Below are 22,980 nucleotides of genomic sequence, written 5' to 3'. Positions count from 1 at the left end.
GTCGGTTTTGCTATACCTGCCGCCTGAATAGTCAGATGGGGTACCAACCCTGGAGAAGTCATGAGCAACACTGAATTACAGATGACAGACCTGCTGGAAGGCGACGGCAAGACCGTGGTCAAGGGCGCCCTGATCACCACGCACTACCGTGGCACCCTTGAGGATGGCAGCGAGTTCGACTCGTCTTACAGCCGTGGCAAGCCGTTCCAGTGCGTGATTGGCACGGGACGGGTAATCAAGGGCTGGGATATCGGCCTGATGGGCATGAAGGTCGGCGGCAAACGTCGGCTGTTCGTGCCTGCGCACCTGGCCTACGGTGAGCGCGGCATGGGCTCGCGCGTGGCCGCTGGCGCCGACCTGAGTTTTGAAATCGAACTACTGGAAGTACTGACGCGGGACGATTGAGCACGCCTGCGACTATCCTTGGCTTCGATCACGGCGATTCGTACTGGGGCAAACGCCCATCATCGCCGTGTCCCTCAGCCCCCCGACCTACTCGGGTTCAACCCGGAATGGTCAGGCCCTTGATCACCGCCGGGCGCGCCACGAACTGCTCCAGAGCGCGGAGCACATGGGGGAAGTCCTTGATCCCCACCAGGTCGCCAGCTTCGTAGAAACCGATCAGATTGCGGATCCACGGGAAGGTGGCGATATCGGCGATGCTGTAGTCGTCGCCCATGATCCAGCGGCGGCTTTCCAGACGTTGGTCCAATACCCCCAGCAGACGCTTGCTCTCGGCGACGTAACGGTCACGCGGGCGCTTGTCCTCGTAGTCCTTGCCGGCGAATTTATTGAAGAAGCCGAGCTGGCCGAACATCGGCCCGATACCGCCCATCTGGAACATCACCCACTGGATGGTTTCATAACGCCGCGCCAGGTCCTTGGACATGAAGCGCCCGGTCTTCTCGGCGAGGTAGATCAGGATCGCCCCGGACTCGAACAACGGCAGCGGCTGGCCGTCGGGACCATTGGGATCAATGATGGCTGGAATCTTGTTGTTGGGGTTCAACGCCATGAATTCCGGCGTCAGTTGATCGTTGGTAGAGAAACTGACCAGGTGCGCTTCATACGGCAGGCCCAGCTCTTCAAGCAGGATCGAGACCTTGACGCCGTTGGGCGTAGGCAACGAATAGAGCTGGAGACGGTCTGGATGTTGTGCAGGCCATTTATGCGTGATGGTGAACTCGGAAAGATCAGTCATGGAAAGCTTCCAACAAGCGGTAGGGAATGCGGCAACGGGTCACGACCTTCCACCCGTCCGGGCGCTGATTATAGGCACAGCCGGCGGTCGTGCCTGTAGCCAGGATATTTCCGGCAAAGAGGTGCGGGTCAAGGCGTCCGATGTGGCGACGGTGAAGCCGAAGGATTGACCTCGAGCACTGGGTTTGTTCGTAGATATCGGGTGGCCTTGAGGGGCTCCTCGCGGCGATGCGGCGCCCCGACAAGCTCCGCTCCCACATTAGATTTGCGCCGGGCACAAGATTCAGGTCCGACGCGGACATTGTGGGAGCGGAGCTTGCCCGCGAAGAGGCCGGCCCAGGCACCCCATTATCCAGACCTCAGCGAAAATCCCGACTGCGTACGGTGATCTCCGCCAACATCGAGCCCAGGTCGCTCAGGCGTCCGGCAATCACATGCCGTACGTCGCCTTCGGTTTCCAGGCGTCCGTCCACTTTCAGCAACTGCGCGCCCACCAGTACCTGCCGTTGCCGCTCGGCCAGGTCGCGCCAGACCACCACATTGACGTTGCCGAACTCGTCCTCAAGGGTGACAAAGGTCACCCCGCTGGCCGTGCCCGGCCTCTGGCGCCCGGTGACCAAGCCGACAATACTCACCGGCCGCCCGTGTTCGACCTCCAGCAGCTCCCGCGAACTGCGACAGCGTAAAGCCTTCAATTGCTCGCGCAACAACGCCAACGGGTGCGGCCCCAAGGTCGTGCCGAGGCTGGCGTAGTCCGCTTGCAGGTCCTCGCCGACACTCGGGCGTGGCAAGGTCACCGGAGCTTCGGCTGCCCTCGATAACCCGGCGAACAGCCCAAGCTGTGCCTCGACCCCGGCCACTTCCCAACGCGCCTGATAACGGTCACCCGCCAGGCCCTGCAAGGCACCGGCATCGGCCAGCAGCTCCTGGGCCCGGGTATCCAGCCGGGCCCGCTCGCCGAGGTCGGCGATATCCTCGAAGGCCCCGGCCCGGCGTGCCGCTTCGATCCGCCGCGCATCCTCCTCATGCAACCCACGAATCATCCGCAAACCCAGGCGCAGCGCCGGCTGCGGCTCATCGGTCGGCTCCAGGCTGCAATCCCAAGCACTGGCCCGCACATCCACCGGGCGGATCTGCAAGTGATGACGCCGAGCATCCTGGAGGATCTGGTCCGGGCTGTAGAAGCCCATCGGCCAGCTGTTGATCAGCGCACAGGCGAACGCCGCCGGCTCATGGCACTTCAACCAGCAACTGGCGTAGGTCAGCAAGGCAAAGCTGGCGGCATGGGATTCGGGAAAACCATAACTGCCGAAGCCCTTGATCTGCTCGAAGATCTGCGCGGCGAACTCTGGCGCATAGCCGTTTTTCGCCATGCCCTCGGCCAGCCGCAGGCGGTGCGGCTCAAGCCCGCCATGGCGCTTCCAGGCAGCCATGGAGCGGCGCAACTGATCGGCTTCGCCCGGGGTGTAGTCCGCCGCCACCACCGCAATCTGCATGACCTGCTCCTGAAACAGCGGCACTCCGAGGGTGCGTTTCAGGACCGCTTCCAGTTCCGCCGACGGATAGGTCTCGGGCTCCTCCTTGTTCCTCCGGCGCAGATACGGATGCACCATGCCACCCTGGATCGGCCCCGGCCGGACAATCGCCACTTCGATCACCAGGTCATAGAAATTCTTCGGTTTGAGCCGTGGCAGCATCGACATCTGCGCCCGCGATTCAATCTGGAACACACCAATGGTGTCGGCCCGGCCGATCATCGCGTAAGTCGCTTGATCGTCCGGCGGCAGGCTCGCCAGGGTCCAGCGCGGCCCGCCGCGATAGTGCTGCACCAGGTCGAAACAACGGCGCAGCGCGCTGAGCATGCCCAGGGCCAGGACATCGACCTTGAGCAAGCCGACCTTGTCCAGGTCGTCCTTGTCCCACTGGATGATGGTGCGCTCGGCCATGGCGGCGTTCTCCACCGGGACCAGGCTGTCCAGCGGCTGCTCGGAAATCACGAAACCGCCCGGATGCTGGGACAGGTGCCGGGGAAAACCGATCAGTTGCCGGGTCAGGCCGAGCACCCGGCGCAGCACCGGGCTGTCGGGATCGAAGCCGCTTTCGCGCAGGCGCTCCGGCGCCGGCGGCTCATCGCTCCAGTGGCCACAGGCGTCGGCCAGGGCATTGATCTGATCCGGCGGCAGGCCCAACGCCTTGGCCACATCCCGCACCGCCCCCGCGCCATGATAGGTGCTGACCACCGCCGTCAACGCCGCCCGGTTCCGGCCGTACCGCTGGAATACGTATTGCAGCACCTCTTCGCGACGATCGTGTTCGAAGTCGACATCGATATCGGGCGGTTCGTTGCGCTCGCGGGAGAGGAAGCGCTCGAACAGCATGTTGGTGCGATCCGGGTTCAGCTCGGTGACGCCCAGGGCATAACACACCACCGAATTCGCCGCCGAACCGCGACCCTGACAGAGAATACCCTGCTCGCGGGCGAAGCGAACGATATCCTGCACTGTCAGGAAATAACTGTCGTAGTCCAGCTCGGCGATCAGTTTCAGTTCTTTTTCGATAAGGTCCCGAACCCGGATGTTGATCCCTTCCGGCCAACGTCGACGAATCCCCTCTTCCGTCAGGTGGCGTAGCCAGGACGTCGGGGTCTGCCCTTGCGGCACCAGCTCACGGGGATACTGGTAACGCAACTGGCCGAGGTCGAAGGTACAGCGCCGGGCAATGACCAGGGTCTCGGCCAGCAAGGCCTCCGGATAAATCCCGCGCAAGGCCTCGAGGCTGCGCAGATGCCGCTCGCCATTGGCATGCAGCTGCTGCCCGGCATCGGCCACCCGGGTGTGCAGGCGAATGGCGGTCATGGTGTCTTGCAAGGCACGCCGGGCCCGCACATGCATATGCACATCGCCGCAGGCCACGGCGGGAATCGCCAGTTCGGCGGCCAGGGCCAGCAAACGCGCCAAACGCCGCTCATCATCCTGGCCACAATGCAGCTCCACCGCCAGCCACAGGCGCTCGGGAAAACGCTCGCGCAACCAGAGGCCATCGGCATCGGCAATGTTCTGCTCAGGTAGCCACAACGCCAGCAACCCTGGCAGCGCCTGCTCGAAGTCCGCCCGCAGCACTTGATAACAGCCTTTTTCCGCACGACGCCGGGCCTGGGTGATCAATCGGCAAAGGGCCTGGTAGCCCGCCAGGTTTTCCACCAGCAGTACCAACCTGGGCCCACTCTCGATCTGCATTTCACTGCCGATGATCAGCGCCAGGCCACTCTCCTGCGCGGCCTGCCAGGCCCGGACAATCCCTGCCAGGGTGCACTCGTCGGTAATCGCCAGGGCTTGATAGCCCTGTTCCCTGGCCCGCTCGAACAATTCCTGGGCGCTGGAAGCCCCGCGCTGGAAACTGAAGTTCGACAGGCAATGCAGCTCGGCGTATTCGCCACTCATGCGAACCAGCCCTGCAGCAGCAACGGACCGCTTTCCCCCACCGTGCGATAAGCCCAGGCCTGTCGGCCGGCGCGGATCTCGACCAGGTAATAGTCGCGACGCACGTCCGCGCCGTCCCACCAACCCGACTCGATCCGCTCCGGCCCCAGCAGGACCCGCACCGCCTGTTCGGGCAGTGGCAACGGCGCCTTGAGCAGCCAACCGGGACGCAACGGGCCGGCGGCGGCCAGCGGCTCGGGTGTGCTCGCCGGAAGCGGCTGCCAGGCGCATTCGGGGCGGTGATCGGCCTGGAAGCGCAAGCCCTGCACCGCGTCATCCCCCAACCGGGCACGCAAGCGTTCGCGCAATTGCTCCCAGGGCAAGGACTGTTGCGGACGTTCGTCGAACAATTCGCGGTGCTGCGGGACAAAGGCTGGCAGGTCCTCGGCTTCCAGGCGAAAGCCGCGCACCGCCGCCTCGACCTGGACCTGCTCCAGTCGCCCACGGGCCAGTTCGAAAAGCATCGCCGGATCACGCTCGGCACTCAGCAGGCCGACCTGGATCCGCGTCTCCGCGACCCCGGCATGTTCCAGAATCAGCTCGAAACGCTGCACACCGCTGTCACGCCCACAGAGAAACGCCGACAAGTCCCCGGTCAGACGCCGCAAGGGAAACAGCAAGGCCTGATTCGAGGTCACGTCGAAATTCAGCTCGATCCGCGCCGCGAAGCGATCCGGCGGCAGATAGAACGCCAGGGCCAACGGCCGCTCGCCGAGCAGGCTGTCGAGGTGCTTGAGCAACGACGCCTCGAAGCGCCGCGCCAGGCTATGCCGAGGCAAGGCCAGCACTGGCTCCAGGGTCCGCAGGCCCATGCGCGACAAGGCCGTGGCCGCGTCTTTTTCCAACCCGACCCGGTCGATCGGCATCTGCCCCAGGGCCTGGCGCAAGGCCCCGTTGTCCGCCAGGGCCAGGCCATCATAGGCATTGGCCAGGACCCGCGCCGCCGCCGGATTGGGCGCGACAACGATCCGGTGACGAAAGCCCAGACCGGTCAGTTCTTCGCGCAAGCGCGCTTCCAATTGCGCCCAGGGTCCGAACAGGCCCAGGCTGGATTCGATCTCGAACAGCAAGGCCCGCGGATAACGCAGGCTGACCTGGGAGCTGAAGCGATAGGCCCAAGCGGCGAGAAACTGTTGCCACTGCTCGATTTCGGCGGGATCGTATTCGGCGCTGGCAAAGGCCTTGGTCAAGGCATGGGCGGCGGTCAGCGATTGCCCGGGACGCAGGCCCAAGGCCCGGGCCGCAGCGTTCACCGCCTGCACCATCCGACGTTGCGGCGAGCCCGTCAGCAGCGCCAGCGGTGCTTCAGGTTCAGGGGTTCGACGCAGCACCCCATCCAGTGCCAATTGCGGAAAAACAATACAGACCCAACGCATACCCGCCTCAATGCCCGCTGCTGAAGGCAATCGGTGCCGAATGGGCCAACCCGCCGCGGCACTTGAGCACTCGCAGCTGCGCGGGCCGACCCTCGACGGCAATCCGCAGGGCCGCCGGCGACGGATTGATCGCCTCCGCCAACGAGCGGTAGGCGAAGGCCAGGGTCTGGCCGCTTTCCGCCGCCACCTGCAAGCGCCGCAAGGCCCGGTCATCGGCCTGCTGCGGCCAGCACAGGACCGCGCCGCAACTGCCGGAGCGCAGGCATTGTTCGGCCGCCCACAAGGCATCACGCGGCGGCGCCTGGATCACCGCCAACTGCCGCAGGTCCACCCCCGCGCGCAACCACGCCTGGGGATAAGGCACATGGGGCGGCGCCACCAGGACGATCCGCTCACCCCGGGCCGACAACCGCGCCAGGGTCGGCCAGACCAGTTGCAACTCGCCGACCCCCTCCCCGGCGATGAGGATTTCCGTCAGCGCTGCCGGCGGCCAGCCACCACCGGGCAAGGCGGCGTCGAGGCTCGCATGGCCGCTGGGCTGGCGATCGGACTGCGACTCGGCCAGCGGCGCGACCGCGCGACCTTTCCACACCCGGCGCTCGTCAAGCAGCGAGTCCAAGGCGACGACGGCGCCCCTCATGCCGGCCGCACCAGGCCGCAGAACACACCTTCGATGGTCAACTCCTGATGCTCGGGATCGACAACGATAGGCTCATAGGCCGGGTTGCGCGGCAATAGGCGGATGCCCGTGGTCGTACGTTCGAAGCGCTTGATGGTGACCTCACCCTCCAGCCGGGCCACGACGATCTGACCGTTGCGCACCTCGCCCGTGCGGCGTACCGCCACCAGGTCACCGTCGAGAATGCCATCGCCGATCATCGAGTCGCCCTGCACCTGCAGCAGGTAATCCGGGGCGCGGGAAAACAGCGCCGGGTCGAGCAACAAGCGGCGATGCTCCTGGGCATCGACATCGATCGGCCGGCCCGCCGCCACCCGACCCAACAGCGGGATATCCAGCAACTCGGCCCGCGGGGCTTGATCGAGCAGGCGAATGCCCCGCGCCTGATGGGCGTTGACCTCGATAAAACCGCCCTCGGCCAAGGCCACCACGTGCTTGCGCGCCACGCTGCGTGAGGCGAAACCAAAGGCCTCGGCGATCTCGGCAAGGCTCGGGGGCTGGCCGTTACGCACGATACGCTCGCGGATAAAGGTCAGGATGGCGGAACGGCGGGGGGTTAAAGTCGTCATGGAGTACATTTGTACTCCTGTCGGATTTTCCTGACAAGAGCCGCCAGTCGAGACACGGCTTGCACAACACAGTCCTGTGAAAACGCATGAACAGGCCCAAACAGCAGAATAGACACACTGCTTATATGTACGAACAAAACCACAGAACTATCTCACTCATAAATTATTGCAAACCTTTCCTACAGCGATCACTAATATCACTCTCGACCCGCCTTATTTAAACCTTCAGAAAATCAATAACTGCATATTGAAAAATGCAATCATCTTGCTATATTCACTCGGGCACCCACCCCATTGAAAACAGCCCCTTGGCCTGCTTCGCCCTGCGTTATTAAAATCTTCAACCGTTATCTGGAGATCGCCATGCCCCCTTTCCATACCTGCCATCAGCAACGTCTCGCCGCTATTCTGAACCGAGCAATAAGGGACCCATCATTTGCCGCACAGTTGCAGATGAATCCAAGCCACGCTGGCAAGAACCTGGACATGACCCTGCGGATCGACGAGGTGGTGGCGCTCAAGAGTCTGGACCTGGCCCAGTTGGTGCTGGCCGCGAAAGCCCTGCATAGCCCTCTGACGGCTCGCGCCAACTTCGACCCACAACAGGTTCGAACCGATTAAGCCGGCGGGAACCTCCGAGATATATCGCCAGGATGACGATCATGAAGTGTTTGTTACACCCCATTGAATAAAACTTCAAACGAGCGGCCACTGACGCTTGTCGCTGCCCGAATGTTGCCAACACTTTAAATTCCAACATCGCTTTTTCTTGAAGGCGGGTTATTGCGCGCTCGTTATTCATCAAGTTATATCCCAAGGACACCGACATGACCACCCGACTGCAATCCCCGCTCGACGAACTTTTCCAGTGCAACACATTTTTACCCGATGCCACTCCGGACCGCTTTCACCGTTTACTCGATCGGCTCAGCCAACAGCGCTACAGCACCTTCGCCGCGCTCTATGCCGAATGCTTCCAGCGTTTCGAGGGCAGCGCCAGGCTCAATCCGTTTTTCTCCAGTGCGACGCACCTGATCCTGCTGCCGGTCGCCCAGCGGCGCCTGATCATCAACGACCCGGTGTTCCAGATCTGGATGAGCCTGGCGTTTCAGCATGCCAACGCGGTACTGAGCAAACCGGTGGACGACAGCACCGCCCTGCAGGACATGCTCCTGGGGTTGCCGGCGGTACTGCAACGCATCACCCAGACAGCGGTCGATCACCAGTACTCGAACCATCCGCCGATCCGGCGCTTCAATGTCGATCCGCTGATCGCCGCCGCGACACCGCCCAGCTATGAGTTCCCTGAAGACGAAAGCACCCGCAAGCACCTGGAGCGCAACGGTTACTCCATCCACTTCTTCCGCGACGTGGTCAGCGTCGCCTTGTCGCGTATCGCCAATACCTGGCCGGCCTGCTACGAGCAGTTCCGGCACCTGGTCAAGCTGATCTGCTACCTGCCCGACGGCACCTTCCGCAGCTGCTCGGCGGCGCGCTACACCGGTGCCATCCTGCTCTCGGCCAAGGACCACTCGATCCTCGATATCGAAGAGTCACTGGTCCATGAGACCACTCATCAACTGCTGTACAGCCTGGTCGAAGTCTGCCCGCTCATCGATGAACAACGCGCCGAGGAACGCCTGTTCAACCTGCCCGGGTCCGGCCTGCCGCGCGATCTCCATGGTTATGTCCATGCGTTCTTCGCCGCGCTCGCCCAGGTCAAATACCTTGAGCGCGTGCGTCAGCGCCCGGCCGTGGAAATGCAACGGGCCGAAGAGCGGATGCTGAGTATCCTGCGCGGTCTGTTCAAGGCCCTGCCGGAGCTTGAAGCCTGCGACGCGTTCACTCCCCGTGGCCGGACCTTCATGGACAATCTCGCCCAAGAGGTGCATGCCCTGCACAATCGCCATACCGGCCTGCTGAGCCGGCCGATTGCGCCGGCGGACAGTACGCCAGCCATGGGCATGTCCGTGTAGAAGCCGGCGTTGGCGGGTGGCCTGGTTGGGATCGAGCCGCCCGCCCAGTTGTGCGATACCCGGCTGCCACAGCATTAATTACCGCACTCGGTCTTCGGCTGGCGCGTTGAATGACGGTCCTCACGCCACGACAAGGACCTCCAGCATGAGCCCCCCGATCTTCTCGAGCGATCCCCCCGCCAGCGCCGCCACGTCGGTGTCACTGGAACACGCCATCGAGCATTTTCTCGGCGACCTGCCCGCCGAGACCGCCCGACGCATTCGTCTGGCCAGCGGTATCGACACTCCCGCCTTGCGCGCCCTCTACAGCGAATCCCGGCAGGTGCCAGCGCTGCTGCTGGACACCCGCCTGCGCTTCGACCTGGAGCAGGAGATACAGGACTTCATCGACGCGCTGCGCCTTGAGTCCCCTTCCGTATCCGAGGTGACAACCCTGTCCTGGCAGTTGCAACTGCTCGGCCTGGAACTGCTCTGGCCGGCGACGAGTGTGTTGCACGTGTACGATCCGCCCGATAATTCGGCGGCGGCCGAGTACGGTCCTGACCTCTCGCCCAGCCTGCCAAGGGTGCGTGTCAACCGGGCCCGGGTGCTCGATGGCAACCTGTGGCACAGCGTCCTGCAACACCTGAATCCGACACAGAGCGCGTCACTGCTGGGCGGGCGGTACCCCACCCTCGATAGCCAGTTATCGGCGCTCAAGCACAAGGCCGCTCTTGTACTGTCCTCTCACCGCGAGGACCTGTTCGATAACCTCCATGCCTTCCGGCAGCAATCCCACGATCCGCTGGTGAATCTGCTGCGTAGCCGAATCCCCCGGCTGTCCCGGGCGGCGGCCGAAGAACTGCTCGCCAACTCGAGCGAGCATGACCGGCAGTCACTGGCATTGTCCGAGGGCGAACCGAGCGAGGGCCAGGAGCGCGATGCCCACTGGTATCTGCAGGAGGAGCGTCTCAGCCTGGCCTATGAGGGCCTGTTCCTGGAGAGCCGGCAGCGCAACGACGATACCTGCCGGCTGCTGCTGCACAGCCTTGCCACCTTGCCGGGCTGGCCATCGAGCGGCGTGCGCCTGGAACTGCGCGACCACGCGCCGGACGGCCCGTTGCTGGCTGGCGCCGGCGAGCAGCACGCAGAACAGACCCACCTCATCCTGCGCCGCAACGGCAGCTTCACCCTGCATGCCGCCGCAGGGCCGGAGCAGAAGCCAGAAGCCGATCTACCCGCGGTCCTCGCAACCCTGCCCGGCACCCTGCGCAACCGCCTCGGCCTGACGGACCGCCAGGCCATCCAGCACCTGCTACGCCAACACCCTCCTCTTTCACGCGCCCACCTGGGCGCCTTGCTAGGACTCTCACCCTTGGAACCCTCACAACGTCTTTCCGATGGCAACGGCTACCAACAGAATCCACCCACCAGCTTCGCCGCCCCCGACCCACTCGCCCAGAGCCAGCGGGACGCCTTCGATGATCTGGCTGCCACCAATGAACGCACGCTGTTGCTGGTGCGCCAGCAGCCCAACTTCCATTGGTTCGCCGGCCTGCTCTTGAGCCGGCAACTGGCCCGTGACTTTCCCCAGGCCGCCTCGAAAAATCCCGATGCGATCTTCCTCAATACTTACGAGGAGACCCGCTACTGGCCCCTGTCGGACAGCGGTGAACGCGCAGAGCAGGTGCGCTATCGCGGTGTCAGGCAGTCGCAGACGCTGACGGAGGTCTTTGCCAAGCATCTGGCCGGCAATACCCAAACGTTCGACCCGGCCACCAGCGGCTTCTACGCCAGCGCCACCGCCGCCTATAACGAACAGCAACTGAGCGGCCTGGACCTCGGGCGCTTCAGCAAAACCCTGGAGGATGCCGGCCTTGGCTTCGACACGCGCTTTACCGAACAACTGGAGAGTTTCTGGGCCAGCGCCGCACCACTGCTGCGGGAAAACCTGCGCACGCAGATCCGCCTGGAAGCGCAATTGCGCGAGCTGGACCTGAGCCTGGATAAAAGCCATCGGGAGGATCTGGAGCGAGTTCTGGAACACCCCACTCATGCCCGGCGCCAGGAAAAATTCCCCGCGCAAGGACCGATCCACGTCTACCGGATCGCCCTGCAACCGTCCGACCTGTTCCTCGAAGGCTGCCTGGTCATCACCCGCAGTCCCGATGAAGACACCTACAAACTACCGGTGTTGTTCTATCAGATCGGCCGTGGCCTGGAGCCGTTCGCTTCATTGCAGGCTCTGAAGAGGAATCTGACCGAGCGCCTCGATGACGAGGTCGAGCGCGGATCGCTGCTCGACCTGCTGCCGCAGCGGCAGCGCACCTGGAACCCCGCGAACGCCCCCGACCGCACGGCACCGTTCAGCTACCGGCTCGAACCGGGCGATCCCTTCCAACGGCTGGTGGACGGCTTGTTCGCCAAGCAAAAAGAGGACTTCGCCGATGCCTGGCGCTTCGCCAGAGGCGCTCCGGGCCTGTACAACGACGTCGGCGAATTCGCCCGACAACTGGACGGTGCCGTCAGCCTGGCCAGGCTGCTGGATATCCTCCCCGTCCTCAGTCGGCGCAATCGCGACCTGATGTTCAGTGACCTGTTGAACCGAATCAGGAATATCAGCCTGGACGAACAGACCCGACTCGTCACCTTGTGGCGACCCACCCTGAAAACCGATCCGATCCCCGCGTCGCTCAGTGAGCTGCCAGCCCTCAAGGCTTACGCAACCAGTCTGCTCAAGTCCCATCTGCAACAGCGCTATCCCCAGGTCCCGCTCGACCCTGACAGCATCGAGGTGCATGTCACCCAAACCAACATCTACCCGAGCCCGGCCTGGCAAAGCCAACCGCCGACCACCAAGGAACACCGCCGCAGCCTGTCGTTGACGGCCCTGGCGCTGGAGAACATCAAGGGCGTGCGCCTCGGCGAAACAGTCAACTTCAAGGCCGAAATCAGCACGCCGACAGGGACCGCGCTGCACCTGTCGGACGCCGACGTGCGGGCTATCGTCAAGGACGTGGACGCACCAGGCCAGTACCAGACGCTGCTCAAGCAAAAATTGCTGGGCCCGGACCAGGCGGCGCTGCGCACGGCCTGGATCGAAGGCGAACGGGCGCGGATGAAGCTGCATGCCTATGTCGCACGCCTGAGCGGGGACTTTCTCGACGCCAGGGACAGCGCCCCGGAACGAGGCTACAGGCGCATCGAACATCTGCTCAAGCACTCGGCGGTACACGGTCGTCCGCTGCTGGACGGTTACAAGGTAAACGCCAACTACCTGATGCTCGGCGGCACGGGGCAGGCACGCAACGGTGTGAGTATCGACGAGGTGCTGGTCATCAGCACCGACGATCCATCCGGCACGCTGCTGTTCTACACGCCGCAGGGCCCCGATGGTAAAACCTGGCGCGAGCTGGCGAACAAAGCGGCCATCGAAGCGTTGCTGCTCGAACCAGACTGGAAGAGCTACTGCATCACACGAGCGGCCCGGAACGAACAGTGGGACCCGGCCCAGTTGTTCGCGCGCCAAGCCCCGCTGGTACGTTACTTTCCTATCGAAGGCGACCTGTTCAGCACACTGTACGAGGCCAGGGTCAAGCACCTGATCGCCAGCGTGGAATACTTCGGGGCCAGCAACCAACGGGTGGACAGTGAAACGGTCTGGTACTGGATCAACGTGAGTTTGCGCATCGCCATCGAGCTCATCCTCGGCATCGCCCCCTTGCCGCTCAGCCTGCCGGCCTACCTGTTGCGTGGTCTGTACGGCCTGGCCAACTTCAACCAGGCCCTTATCCATGGCCATTATCAAGAGGCCACGGACGCGCTGCTCCAGACGCTCCTCGACGCCGCGGGCATCTTGCCGTTGCAGGCGTTCAAGCCTCTGTTGCGCCAGATCCGCCCCTTGCCCAGCGGGAAGACTTCCCGCCTGATCAAAACCTACCGGCTGCGCCACGACGGCAGCCGGCAACCGCTGCTGAGCGCCGAGCCTTCGTCGGCGACATCACTCAGGTCCATGGCCGCGGATCTGCGTGAGTTTGAAATCAAAACACCGCCGGAACTGAACTATCTGCGCGACGGCCTGTTCATCGACCGCACGCCGCGCATGGAGCAGTACGTGAAACTGGAAGGCAAGTGGTACCGCACCGGCTCCCGGGCCGGCAAGCGCTACATACTCAGGGAGAACAACTGGGCGGAAGACATTGAGCTCGTGCGCGAGGGCAAAGGTTGGCGGCCCCTGCCCAGGATTCGCGGGCTGGGCGGCGCGCCCGAACCGGTCGGCACCGCGCGCTATGAGATCCCCGCCGCCCAACGGGGCGCGATCGAAGAGCTGATTCGCACGACCAGCAGAAGGCTTGACCCCCACTGGTATACCCCGAATGCTACAGCACTGGAGCGCCAGGCCGCCTCTAAAGTGTTCTCACACTCACAACGGTTGCTTGAAGACAGCCAAAATTTCTTCGCCGAAAACCCGGCCCCCGTGGCCAGAACACTGGCGCCCGACCTGCTGGACGCCGGGCTGGCGACACAACTGATCGAACGTGGCTACCAGACCGGAAACGGTATCGTCCTCGGTGCGCCCTACCACGCCAAGGGCGGTCGCAAGTTCCTGATCGACAACATGCGTTCGCTCGCCGTGGAACACCAGGCCAAGACCCTGTACATGGAAAACCTCCTGACGGACTTCGATCAGGTTCACCTCAATGACTTCCATCGTACCGGTGTCATGCCCCAGCGTCTGAGGAACGTACTGACAGAGCAAGATATCGCTCAGGGCATCGACCCGCACGGCCCCCATTCATTGTATGAGGTGATTGGCAGCGCACAACGCAATGGCATTCGCGTCCAGGCGCTCGACTGTGCCACGAGCTACCGCCAGGGCGTGCGCCACTACAACCCGAGTCGGATCAGAGCCCTGAAATACTACGCCCGGCAAGTCATCAAGGCAGACCAACTGCAACAAGGCCCGCATCGCTGGATTGCCCTGACCCAGGATTCACATGCCAGCGCCGTGCTTGGCGAGCCGGGCCTCGCCGACCTGTTGGAGGCCGTCAACCTGCGGACCGTCGATGTCGGTGGGCACCCCTCGCCGCTGCGCGTCCTGCGGGACCCGGGAGAGTTCACCCAAGGCAAATATGCACAGGATATTCAACTCGTGCGGGCCGATGCGAAAGTGGAAGTGAACGTGGCGCCCCAGGCCCTGCCACATGTACCGAAGCCGCACAGGGGGCTGCTGATCCGGCCAGGGGATTTCCTGATCGAACAAAGCGGCGAGCAGTACACCATCGTCTACCGGCCGGTCGATCCCCAGAACCCTGGCCTTTCGTTGGTCACGGCGCAGCAGCCGGTGACACGGAGCCAGCTTGTCGACGGTGCAGGGCGTTCCTACGATGTGTTTCATATCGAGGGCCCCATGAACCTCAATATCGCTGGAATCAAATACAGAAGCATCGACGACCTGATCTGGGTACTCAAGCAAGCCAACATGAGGCAAGTGGTCGAACTCAGCAATGTCACCTACCTGCGCCAGCCCAGGCTTGACACCCATCCGAAACTCAGTCGCGCGGGCATGTTCACTATAGAAAATGCCCCGCAAGGGCCCGTGCTGATCAATCGCTCCCGGGATCGATCCCTGGTCACGACGATCATTCGAACCGACAGGAATACCGGCAAGTTCTATATCGTTCATGAGCGTTGGGGATTCAACCAAGCGCGGCTGTTCGCCAGCTTCGACGAGCTGAGCCAGGCGGTGGTCAAAGAGGTCGGGCTGGTGCGCCTGGTCGAATCCACCAATCTCTGATCCACCCACTTTTGCTTCAAGCCGCCCTTGAGGTCAGGGCGGTGAACAGATAGCCCGCGCCATGGACGGTCATGACCCGTTCCGGCGCGGTCGATCATCCTCGACGATCAGCACGCGCGGCATCACCTTCATTACCTGGCTGATCGTCGTGCCACGAGCGGCCGACTCTCGGGGCGGCCGAACAGCCACCACAGGAGCCTTTGGACAATCAACCAGGCTGATATCGACTATGCCCGCGGCCGTCTTACACCGCCGCGGCTCAATGTCTAGACTCGCTTACCTCACCTGTTCCAGAGCCTTGAAGCCATGCCAACCCACCCTCATGCTGCCCCCGTGATGACCCGCGCCCTGGTGATGTTGTTCGCCTTCTGCTGCGGCGCCATCGTGGCCAATATCTACTACGCTCAGCCAATCATCGAGCTGATCGCTCCGGACCTCGGTATTTCCGCCCACAGCGCCAGCCTGATCGTGTCCCTGACCCAGATCGGCTACGCCCTGGGCCTGTTCTTCCTGGTGCCGCTGGGTGACCTGCTGGAAAACCGCAAGCTGATGATCGGCACCGCGCTGATCGCGGTGCTCAGCCTGGTGGCGGCCGGCCTGGCCCGGCAGCCCGGGGTGTTCCTGGTGGTGTCGCTGCTGATCGGTTTCAGTTCGGTATCGGTGCAAATCCTCATCCCCCTGGCCGCGCACCTGGCCCCTGAAGAATCACGTGGGCGCGTGGTCGGCGGGATCATGGGAGGCCTGCTGCTGGGCATCCTGCTGGCGCGGCCGCTGTCCAGCGTGGTCGCCGACCACTTCGGCTGGCGCACGGTGTTTATCGCCGCCGCCGTGCTGATGCTGTTCATCATGCTGGTGATCCTTACCACCATGCCCAAGCGCCAGCCCAATCACAGCGCTACCTACGGGCAACTGCTCGGGTCGTTGGGGAAGTTGTTTCGTGACCAGCCGGTACTGCGCCAGCGCGCCTGGTACCAGGGCCTGATGTTTGCCACCTTCAGCCTGTTCTGGACCGCCGTGCCGCTGGAGCTGTCGCGGGTCCACGGTCTGTCGCAGTCGGAGATCGCCTTGTTCGCCCTGGTCGGGGCGATGGGTGCCCTCGCCGCTCCGCTGGCCGGTCGACTGGCGGATGCCGGGCATACGCACCGGGCGTCCTGGCTGGCGATGTTGCTGGCGACGCTGAGCTTTGCCCCGGCGCTGATTCATCCGGCCTATAGCGTGATCGGCCTGGCCGTGACCGGTGTGTTGCTGGACTTCGCGGTGCAGATGAACATGGTCCTCGGGCAGCGCTCGGTCTATGCCCTCGACGCCGCCAGCCGCGGTCGCCTGAATGCCTTGTACATGACCAGCATCTTTATCGGCGGCGCCAGCGGCTCGGCCCTGGCCAGCGTGCTGTATGAGCAAGGTGGCTGGCTGGCGATCATGGCGCTGGGCAGTGCCTTGCCGTTGGTGGCACTGTTGAGTTTCCTGAGGGTCGCTAATCGCCAGAAGCGGCCGATGGCGCTGGCATAACGGGTGATTGAGGTCTGCAAGTCTCTCTAGCGACCTCAACGGCCTCTTCGCGGGCAAGCTCCGCTCCCACATTAGATCCAGGGCAACCACAAGTTCTGTGTGCGCTGCAAAACCTGTGATTAGATCCGCGGCAACCACAAGTTCTGTGTGCACTGCAAAACCTGTGATTAGATCCGCGGCAACCACAAGTTCTGTGTGCGCTGCAAAACCTGTGATTAGATCCGCGGCAACCACAAGTTCTGTGTGCACTGCAAAAAACCTGTGATTAGATCCGCGGCAACCACAAGTTCTGTGTGCACTGCAAAACCTGTGGGAGCGGAGCTTGCCCGCGAAGAGGACCTGACAGGCAGCGCAGAATCCCGACAAAGACAACGCGCCCTTGTATGATCTGCGCTTTGCATACCACAGGGCGTGGATCATGACCGCAACGAAAGACCGGGTTCGCATCATCGACAGCACCGTCCTCTCGGACGACTGGTACCTGCTGAAGAAAACCACCTTCGACTTCCTGCGCAGCGACGGTACCTGGCAACGGCAAAGCCGCGAGACCTACGACCGCGGCAATGGCGCGACCATCCTGCTGTTCAATCGGGAAAAACGCAGCGTGGTGCTGACCCGCCAATTCCGCTTTCCGGTGTTCATCAACGGCCACGACGGCATGCTGGTGGAAGCCGCCGCCGGCTTGCTGGAAAACGCCTCGCCCGAGGACCGCATCCGCGCCGAAGCCGAGGAGGAAACCGGCTACCGCGTGCAGAACGTGCAAAAGATCTTCGAAGCCTTCATGAGCCCCGGCTCGGTGACCGAGAAACTGCATTTCTTCCTCGGCGAATACGACGGCGACAGCAAGGTCGGCCACGGTGGCGGCCTGGAAGCCGAGGGCGAGGATCTGGAAGTACTGGAGCTGTCCCTGGACGATGCCCTGCAAGCCGTCCGCCGCGGGGAAATCGTCGATGCCAAGACCATCATGCTGTTGCAGTATGTGGCCTTGAACAACACCCTCGACGCCCCGCGCTGATCCCGCTTCACACCGGCGAGTACGGCAAAGCCCGCTTGTGCGCGGTCCTGGCATAGGCGGCTTCGACGATCGCGCTGACCTGCGCCGACACCGGCTGCCCCAACAGGTAGGCGTCGATCTCGGCATAGGTGCAGCCATAGGCGACCTCGTCCGGCTTGCCCGGCAGCAGCTCTTCCAGATCCGCCGTCGGCGCCTTGTGCACCAGTGGCTCCGGCGCGCCCAGGGCCAAGGCCAGCCGCCGTACCTGGCCCTTGGTCAAGCCGGACAAGGGCGCCAGGTCGCAGGCCCCGTCGCCGAACTTGGTGAAAAAACCCATCAGCGCCTCCGCCGCGTGATCGGTGCCGACCACCAGCCCGTTGACGAAGTTGGCAAGCGCGTACTGGGTCATCATCCGCGCCCGGGCCTTGACATTGCCTTTGACGAAATCCACTTGTGCCGGGGTTGCCTCCAGACCTTCGACGTCGAGGCTGCCCATCAAGCCGTCCACGCAAGCCGAGATATTCGCGCTGCTGATCTGGTCCGGCCGGATAAACGCCAGGGACGCCTGAGCGTCGCTTTCGTCAGCCTGGGTCCGGTACGGCAAGCGCATGGCGATAAAGCGCGCCGTGCCCCCCTCCTCGCGCAACTGCTGCACCGCCAACTGACACAGCCGACCGGCCGTCAATGAGTCGACGCCGCCGCTGATCCCGAGCACCAACGCCCGGCAACCGGAGCGCTGCAACAGCGTCTTGATGAAATCGATGCGGCGAGCCAATTCCGCCGTCTCATCGCCCGGTGCCAGTTGCCGGTTCACCCCAAGCGCTGTGGCAATACGATCCTGATTTTCGGTTCCCATCTCACACCTCCAGCTTCTGGTTGAACTCAGTCACGTTGAACACCTGCGCCGCATAGCGCAGGAACGACGGGTCTTCACAAACGTTCTTCACCGGGTCATCGGAAAACTTCACCACCGGTTCGCCATGGACTCGCACCAGCTTCATGACGATACTCAGCGGTTCGACCCCGTCGACATCGCAGGCCAGGCTGGTGCCCATGCCGAAACCGAACCGCGCCTTGCCACGGATATGCCGCAGGATCGGCAGGCACGTCTCGAAGTTCAGGCCATCGGAAAACATCAGGTCCTTGGTCATCGGATCGATTCCCAGCTGCGCATAACGCGCCAGCACCTTGTCGGCCCAGACAATCGGATCGCCCGAGTCCTGGCGCAGGCCGTCGTAGAGCTTGGCGAAATACAGGTCGAAGTCCTTGAGGAAAAAGTCGGTGCTGATGCAATCGGTCAGGGCGATCCCGAGACGCCCGCGGTATTCGCGCACCCAGTTCTCCAGCGCCGCATTCTGGCTTTCGCGCAGGCGGCCAAGTTGCTGGTGGACCATCAGCCATTGGTGGGCCATGGTGCCGATCAGCGGCAGATCGAACTCGTAGGCCAGGTGCGCATTGCTGGTGCCGACGAACACCCCGGGAAAATCACGCCGCATGATATCCACCACCTCACGCTGGGCGCGGAACGACAGGCGCCGGCGGGTTGAGAAGTCCGAGACCCGCAGGTCGGCCAGTTCATCGCGGCTGAGGTGCTTCTCCAGCCACTCGAACTTCTGGTAGAGCTTGCGGCTGACGTCTTCCAGCGCCACGTCGGGATATTTGTCGCGGTTGCGCAACTCGCTGACCAGGGCCAATACCGGCTGTTCGAACATGATGCAGTGCAACATCGGCCCGCGAACGCGGATGCTCAGCTGGCCGTCGATTTCACCGACCTGGAGGTAGCGCAGGTTGAACCGGAACAGTCCGAGGAACTGCTCGAAATCCGCTGTCAGGTATTCGCGAAAACGCCGGTTGAACAAGAAGCGCAGCTCGCCTTCGCGCATTTGCAGGCCGGCGAGTTTTTCCAGCTCGAGGCGCAGTTCGGGGATCAGGTGCGTGAGTTTTTCCTGGGACCGCACGATGAACTGATACTCCACCTCAACGTTGGGGTACTGGTGCAGCACCGCCTGCATCATGGTGAAGGTGTAGTAGTCGGTATCCAGCAGTCCCTGGATGATGCCGCCTTCGCGGTTGAATGCACTTTCCATGACTTACTCCTTGTGGCTCGCCGCGCGGGCCAGCTGTTCGCGACTGTTGACGACTTCGATACGCGCCTGTTGCAGGTCGTGGACCGCCTGCTGCGCGCCGGCGGCGCTGATGGTGCGGCAAGCCGGCAGGTAGACGATGACCTTGAACCCCGCCCCCGCCAGTTGCAGCGCGGTGGTCTTGACGCAGAAATCCAGGGCCAGGCCACCGACGATCACCTGCCGGACGTGCTGGGCATTCAGGTACTCGATCACCCCCGTGGAGAGTTTGTGCTGGAGGTCGTGGAAGCAGGCGCCGTAAGGGTGCAGTGCCGGCTCCACGCCCTTCCAGACGAAATAGTCGTAGTCCTGGGGCGCCGGCAGCTCATCGAGCAGCGTGAAACCTTCGGTGCCGGGTACGCAGTGGCTGACCCAGGTCAGGTCGGCGTGCTCAAGACCCGTGGGCTTGAGCATCTGCTCGTGGGATTCCACCACCCAGGGAGCCTGGGGGCTGTGGGCATCCTTGCTGCCGACGCGGATATCGGCCAGCGAAGCCATGAAGTTCAGCTCGGCACCGATCAGATGGCCGCCCACCACCGGCAGCTCATCCGGACAGAGTGGCGTAAAGCCCTTCTGGGCGTCGACATCGAAAGCGGCGGTCTTGATCATTTGAGCGTTCATGGCGGGTTCTCCCTTTGCGATGAAACAAAGGTACACGTCATGTACTTTCAAAGCAAGCATGATTTCATTCACTGCAATCAAATCATATAAAATATAGACACATCATGAGAAATCCACTTGATACATAAGTACATGACGAGTACTTTAAAAGCAAAGGAGACCCATCCATGTACGAGCTCGCAATCTACGGCGGCGCCTTCAATCCCCCTCACGCCGGTCATGCCCAGGTGATGATCGAAGCGTCCCGTCACGCACGCTCGGTGTGGGTGGTGCCGTCCTTCAGGCATCCCCATGGCAAGCGCATGGCCGAGTACGAACAGCGCCTGGGCTGGTTGCAAGCGATCGTCGAACAGGTGCGTCCGACCTGCTCGTCGACGATTTCGGTGTGCCGGATCGAGCAGCAGCTGGCCCGGGACAACGAGACCCCGGTCTACAGTTATGAGCTGCTCTGTGCCCTGGCCGAAATGACTGGTCTGCCCACCCGGCAGATCGCCCTGGTGGTCGGGCATGACGTCGCCGCGCAGCTGCCGGACTTTCATCTGGGCACGCAATTGCTTGAGCGTTTCTCGGTACTTTGCGTGGAAGAACAGGCCGGCGTACGCAGTACATTGCTGCGCGAGCGATTGGCGCAGGGCGAAACATTGCCCGCCCACTGGATGGCACCCGGGATGGATCCGGTAGACTACGGCGTCTATGCCGCACACAGGAATTGATATGCCGGACCGTACCCCCAGCGCGCCGAGGAAAAGCGACTACCTGCACACCGTCGACTTGTGCGTGCTTTTCTACTGCCGTGACAGCCAGGCCCTGCAGATCCTGCTGCACAAACGTGAAGCCGATCCCTTCCAGGGCCATTGGGCCTTGCCGGGTGTGGTGGTCAATGGCGCGGTGGCCGACCTGACGCTGGACGACGCGGTGGAACGCCTGCGTGCCAGCAACAAGGTCAACCTGCCGCTGGCCTGGATCGAACAGGTGGGCACCGTGGGCGATGCCTTTCGCGACCCACGCTGCTGGTCATCCTCGACCTTCTACCTGGCCATTGTCAGTGAAGAGCCAACCCTGAATGAGCAACAGGCCTGGTTCGCCCTCGATAGCGTCGCCGACGCCTCGGTGCGCCTGCCCTTCGATCACAACGCGCTGGTGGCGGCGGCACAGGAGCGACTGTTGTCCAAATCGCTGTACAGCAGCCTGCCGCTGATGTTTCTCGGCGCCGAGTTCAGTGCGCCGGAAGCCACCGCGATCTTCTCCCGGGTGTTGGCGCGCCCGGTGCTCAAGACCAGCACCCGGCAACGCCTGATGAAGATGACCGAAGCCGGCTACCTGCGGGAAACCGGGCGCAAGAAGCAAGGCGACGGCGGCCGACCGCAAGCCACCCTGGAAAATCTCAAACCTGACGCACTTTATCTGTTCGACCGCTGCTTTCTGGAGTAACGCCACGCATGAAGCCCGACACTGAATCCCAATGCCTGCTGCACACGCCCTACTTCGATGTGGTCAAGGAGCGGGGTTATTTCATCATCAAGGAAGCCCAGGTAATCAATGGCGTGGTCGCGGTGCCCGTCCTGCCGGATGGACGCCTGATGCTGGCGGTGCTGCAACGCCGGGCCATCGGTGCCCAATCGATCGAGTTCCCCCGTGGTGCCATCGACAGCGGTGAGACCGCCAGCGATGCCGCCGCTCGCGAGCTCCTGGAAGAGACCGGCTGGCCGGCCCTGAAGATCACGGAACTGGGCCTGCTGCACAGCAATACCTCACTGATCGCCAGCGCGGTTGCTGTCTGCCGGGTGGACATTGACGGCGAAGCGGTGGAAGGCACCGACGGCGAGGTCGACAAGGTGCTGTTCGTCAGCCTGGCACAGCTCAAGGCGATGATTGCCGCGGGCAAGATTACCGACGGGCATACCTTGTCGGCGGCGATGATGCTGATCGCCCATGCAGAAGTTGCAGCCTTGTAGGCCAATGCTCCTCGCCGTCCACCTCCCGATCCACCCGGCATGGTCCAATTCCGCTCAGTAAAGCGAACATTGGCCACTGTAGGAGCGAGCTTGCTCGCGATGGTCGTTAACGATGACACGCGTTTAGCAGGTAACCGCGGTGCTCTTGAGTCCATCGCGAGCAAGCTCGCTCCTACAGGCATTGCGGCATCCTCCCCTGCCAGGACTCCATCATTGCCGTCGATGGTCACCATCGACCCAATGAAGTTCTCTTAAAAATCCAAGCGCGTAACCTTTGCTCCATACCCAACGCATAACACCCGGAGCACACCACCATGAAACGCCAACTCTTTCTCGGCCTCGCTTTCTCGGTACTGGCAGTCAACGCTTTCGCCGCCTCCTCGGCTCAACCCGTGGTCGCCCACACTCAACAAGCAGTGGCTGAAGGCGGCTCTGATCGTCTGATCGACCGTCGCGTTGCCGAAGGTGGTTCTGATCGTTTGATCGACCGCCGCGTAGCCGAAGGTGGCTCTGATCGTCTGATCGATCACCGCGTAGCCGAAGGTGGCTCTGATCGTCTGATCGATCGCCGCGTAGCTGAAGGTGGTTCTGATCGTTTGATCGACCGCCGCGTTGCTGAAGGTGGATCGGATCGTCTGATCGACCGCCGCGTAGCTGAAGGTGGTTCTGATCGTCTGATCGATCGCCGCGTTGCTGAAGGTGGATCGGATCGTCTGATCGATC

Annotated in this window: 19 protein-coding genes; 11 read left to right on the top strand and 8 right to left on the bottom strand. The window is 62.9% G+C overall.

The genetic code is table 11. The annotated features are described in order from the left end of the window. The first annotated feature begins 60 nt into the window (after positions 1 to 60). Positions 61 to 405 (top strand): FKBP-type peptidyl-prolyl cis-trans isomerase, encoded by a 345-nt coding sequence (locus AC07VG_RS10565; RefSeq protein WP_495002298.1) that lies wholly within the window; start codon positions 61 to 63, stop codon positions 403 to 405. 97 nt (positions 406 to 502) lie between these two features. On the opposite strand, the gene AC07VG_RS10560 is transcribed toward AC07VG_RS10565, so the two are convergent. Next, positions 503 to 1,201 carry a glutathione S-transferase N-terminal domain-containing protein gene (locus AC07VG_RS10560; protein ID WP_495002299.1) on the bottom strand — a complete coding sequence of 233 codons (699 nt, stop codon included), beginning with the start codon at positions 1,199 to 1,201 and terminating at the stop codon, positions 503 to 505. Between AC07VG_RS10560 and AC07VG_RS10555 the strand changes: the two genes are divergently transcribed. After that, entirely contained in the window at positions 1,200 to 1,370 is a 171-nt protein-coding gene (locus AC07VG_RS10555; RefSeq protein WP_495021004.1) for a hypothetical protein, read from the top strand. The two genes, AC07VG_RS10560 and AC07VG_RS10555, sit on opposite strands and share 2 nt — an antisense overlap. Positions 1,371 to 1,559: 189 nt before the next feature. Here AC07VG_RS10555 and AC07VG_RS10550 read toward each other — a convergent pair whose 3' ends face one another. Genes AC07VG_RS10550 through lexA form a run of 4 tightly spaced genes read right to left on the bottom strand, consistent with a single transcriptional unit; the run spans position 1,560 to position 7,312 of the window. Next, positions 1,560 to 4,640: an error-prone DNA polymerase gene (locus AC07VG_RS10550; protein WP_495021003.1), complete on the bottom strand. Its 3,081-nt coding sequence runs from the start codon at positions 4,638 to 4,640 to the stop codon at positions 1,560 to 1,562. Beyond that, on the bottom strand, positions 4,637 to 6,055 hold the full coding sequence (locus AC07VG_RS10545; RefSeq protein WP_495021002.1) for a Y-family DNA polymerase: 1,419 nt from the start codon (positions 6,053 to 6,055) through the stop codon (positions 4,637 to 4,639). Before AC07VG_RS10545 ends, AC07VG_RS10550 begins: the two co-directional genes overlap by 4 nt. A gap of 7 nt (positions 6,056 to 6,062) precedes the next feature. Further along, complete coding sequence (gene imuA / locus AC07VG_RS10540; RefSeq protein ID WP_495021001.1) at positions 6,063 to 6,695, bottom strand: translesion DNA synthesis-associated protein ImuA; 633 nt, start codon at positions 6,693 to 6,695, stop codon at positions 6,063 to 6,065. Then, positions 6,692 to 7,312, bottom strand: coding sequence for a transcriptional repressor LexA (gene lexA, locus AC07VG_RS10535; protein WP_495021000.1), 621 nt, complete (start codon positions 7,310 to 7,312; stop codon positions 6,692 to 6,694). The genes imuA and lexA overlap by 4 nt, the downstream gene beginning before the upstream one ends. 354 nt (positions 7,313 to 7,666) lie before the next feature. Here lexA and AC07VG_RS10530 point away from each other — a divergent pair, with 354 nt between their 5' ends. The 5 genes from AC07VG_RS10530 to AC07VG_RS10510 all read left to right on the top strand — a co-directional run bounded on the left by AC07VG_RS10530 (position 7,667) and on the right by AC07VG_RS10510 (position 17,579). Further along, entirely contained in the window at positions 7,667 to 7,924 is a 258-nt protein-coding gene (locus tag AC07VG_RS10530) for an Os1348 family NHLP clan protein (protein WP_495002305.1), read from the top strand. A 206-nt stretch (positions 7,925 to 8,130) separates the two neighbouring features. Then, positions 8,131 to 9,279 carry an aKG-HExxH-type peptide beta-hydroxylase gene (locus AC07VG_RS10525; protein ID WP_495020999.1) on the top strand — a complete coding sequence of 383 codons (1,149 nt, stop codon included), beginning with the start codon at positions 8,131 to 8,133 and terminating at the stop codon, positions 9,277 to 9,279. 145 nt (positions 9,280 to 9,424) lie between these two features. Then, entirely contained in the window at positions 9,425 to 15,055 is a 5,631-nt protein-coding gene (locus AC07VG_RS10520; protein ID WP_495020998.1) for a dermonecrotic toxin domain-containing protein, read from the top strand. 306 nt (positions 15,056 to 15,361) lie between these two features. Continuing rightward, entirely contained in the window at positions 15,362 to 16,564 is a 1,203-nt protein-coding gene (locus tag AC07VG_RS10515; protein WP_495002308.1) for an MFS transporter, read from the top strand. 418 nt (positions 16,565 to 16,982) lie between these two features. Continuing rightward, complete coding sequence (locus tag AC07VG_RS10510) at positions 16,983 to 17,579, top strand: NUDIX domain-containing protein (RefSeq protein WP_495002309.1); 597 nt, start codon at positions 16,983 to 16,985, stop codon at positions 17,577 to 17,579. 7 nt (positions 17,580 to 17,586) lie between these two features. On the opposite strand, the gene nadE is transcribed toward AC07VG_RS10510, so the two are convergent. From nadE to AC07VG_RS10495, 3 genes are read right to left on the bottom strand one after another with little or no spacing between them, the layout of a single operon-like run. Continuing rightward, a complete protein-coding gene (nadE, locus tag AC07VG_RS10505; RefSeq protein ID WP_495002310.1) occupies positions 17,587 to 18,414 on the bottom strand; it encodes an NAD(+) synthase in 828 nt (275 codons plus the stop codon). A gap of 1 nt (position 18,415) precedes the next feature. Continuing rightward, the gene (pncB, locus tag AC07VG_RS10500) at positions 18,416 to 19,645 is read right to left on the bottom strand and encodes a nicotinate phosphoribosyltransferase (protein ID WP_495020997.1); all 1,230 of its coding nucleotides are present in this window, start codon (positions 19,643 to 19,645) and stop codon (positions 18,416 to 18,418) included. 3 nt (positions 19,646 to 19,648) lie between these two features. Beyond that, entirely contained in the window at positions 19,649 to 20,302 is a 654-nt protein-coding gene (locus tag AC07VG_RS10495) for an isochorismatase family protein (RefSeq protein WP_495002312.1), read from the bottom strand. 167 nt (positions 20,303 to 20,469) lie between these two features. Here AC07VG_RS10495 and AC07VG_RS10490 point away from each other — a divergent pair, with 167 nt between their 5' ends. From AC07VG_RS10490 to AC07VG_RS10475, 4 genes are all read left to right on the top strand, one after another. Continuing rightward, positions 20,470 to 21,015 (top strand): adenylyltransferase/cytidyltransferase family protein, encoded by a 546-nt coding sequence (locus tag AC07VG_RS10490; protein WP_495002313.1) that lies wholly within the window; start codon positions 20,470 to 20,472, stop codon positions 21,013 to 21,015. Between the two features lies 1 nt (position 21,016). Beyond that, complete coding sequence (locus tag AC07VG_RS10485) at positions 21,017 to 21,733, top strand: NUDIX hydrolase (protein ID WP_495002314.1); 717 nt, start codon at positions 21,017 to 21,019, stop codon at positions 21,731 to 21,733. An 8-nt stretch (positions 21,734 to 21,741) separates the two neighbouring features. Next, positions 21,742 to 22,257: an NUDIX hydrolase gene (locus AC07VG_RS10480; RefSeq protein WP_495002315.1), complete on the top strand. Its 516-nt coding sequence runs from the start codon at positions 21,742 to 21,744 to the stop codon at positions 22,255 to 22,257. A gap of 314 nt (positions 22,258 to 22,571) precedes the next feature. Beyond that, on the top strand, positions 22,572 to 22,980 hold a 409-nt coding region (locus AC07VG_RS10475; protein ID WP_495021121.1), incomplete at its 3' end, for a phage infection protein.

The organism is Pseudomonas sp. GW821-FHT03C07, from assembly GCF_059420925.1.
This window is presented reverse-complemented; position numbering and strand designations above follow the sequence as displayed.

Bases quoted from the DNA above. Each gene is read 5' to 3' on its own strand.
- AC07VG_RS10525 (WP_495020999.1), top strand. From the start codon at position 8,131: ATGACCACCCGACTGCAATCCCCGCTCGACGAACTTTTCCAGTGCAAC.
- pncB (WP_495020997.1), bottom strand. From the start codon at position 19,645: ATGGAAAGTGCATTCAACCGCGAAGGCGGCATCATCCAGGGACTGCTG.
- AC07VG_RS10480 (WP_495002315.1), top strand. From the start codon at position 21,742: ATGAAGCCCGACACTGAATCCCAATGCCTGCTGCACACGCCCTACTTC.
- AC07VG_RS10510 (WP_495002309.1), top strand. From the start codon at position 16,983: ATGACCGCAACGAAAGACCGGGTTCGCATCATCGACAGCACCGTCCTC.
- AC07VG_RS10555 (WP_495021004.1), top strand. From the start codon at position 1,200: ATGGAAAGCTTCCAACAAGCGGTAGGGAATGCGGCAACGGGTCACGAC.
- AC07VG_RS10490 (WP_495002313.1), top strand. From the start codon at position 20,470: ATGTACGAGCTCGCAATCTACGGCGGCGCCTTCAATCCCCCTCACGCC.
- AC07VG_RS10545 (WP_495021002.1), bottom strand. From the start codon at position 6,055: ATGCGTTGGGTCTGTATTGTTTTTCCGCAATTGGCACTGGATGGGGTG.
- AC07VG_RS10560 (WP_495002299.1), bottom strand. From the start codon at position 1,201: ATGACTGATCTTTCCGAGTTCACCATCACGCATAAATGGCCTGCACAA.
- AC07VG_RS10565 (WP_495002298.1), top strand. From the start codon at position 61: ATGAGCAACACTGAATTACAGATGACAGACCTGCTGGAAGGCGACGGC.
- AC07VG_RS10550 (WP_495021003.1), bottom strand. From the start codon at position 4,640: ATGAGTGGCGAATACGCCGAGCTGCATTGCCTGTCGAACTTCAGTTTC.
- AC07VG_RS10520 (WP_495020998.1), top strand. From the start codon at position 9,425: ATGAGCCCCCCGATCTTCTCGAGCGATCCCCCCGCCAGCGCCGCCACG.
- AC07VG_RS10515 (WP_495002308.1), top strand. From the start codon at position 15,362: ATGCCAACCCACCCTCATGCTGCCCCCGTGATGACCCGCGCCCTGGTG.
- AC07VG_RS10495 (WP_495002312.1), bottom strand. From the start codon at position 20,302: ATGAACGCTCAAATGATCAAGACCGCCGCTTTCGATGTCGACGCCCAG.
- AC07VG_RS10485 (WP_495002314.1), top strand. From the start codon at position 21,017: ATGCCGGACCGTACCCCCAGCGCGCCGAGGAAAAGCGACTACCTGCAC.
- nadE (WP_495002310.1), bottom strand. From the start codon at position 18,414: ATGGGAACCGAAAATCAGGATCGTATTGCCACAGCGCTTGGGGTGAAC.
- AC07VG_RS10530 (WP_495002305.1), top strand. From the start codon at position 7,667: ATGCCCCCTTTCCATACCTGCCATCAGCAACGTCTCGCCGCTATTCTG.
- imuA (WP_495021001.1), bottom strand. From the start codon at position 6,695: ATGAGGGGCGCCGTCGTCGCCTTGGACTCGCTGCTTGACGAGCGCCGG.
- lexA (WP_495021000.1), bottom strand. From the start codon at position 7,312: ATGTACTCCATGACGACTTTAACCCCCCGCCGTTCCGCCATCCTGACC.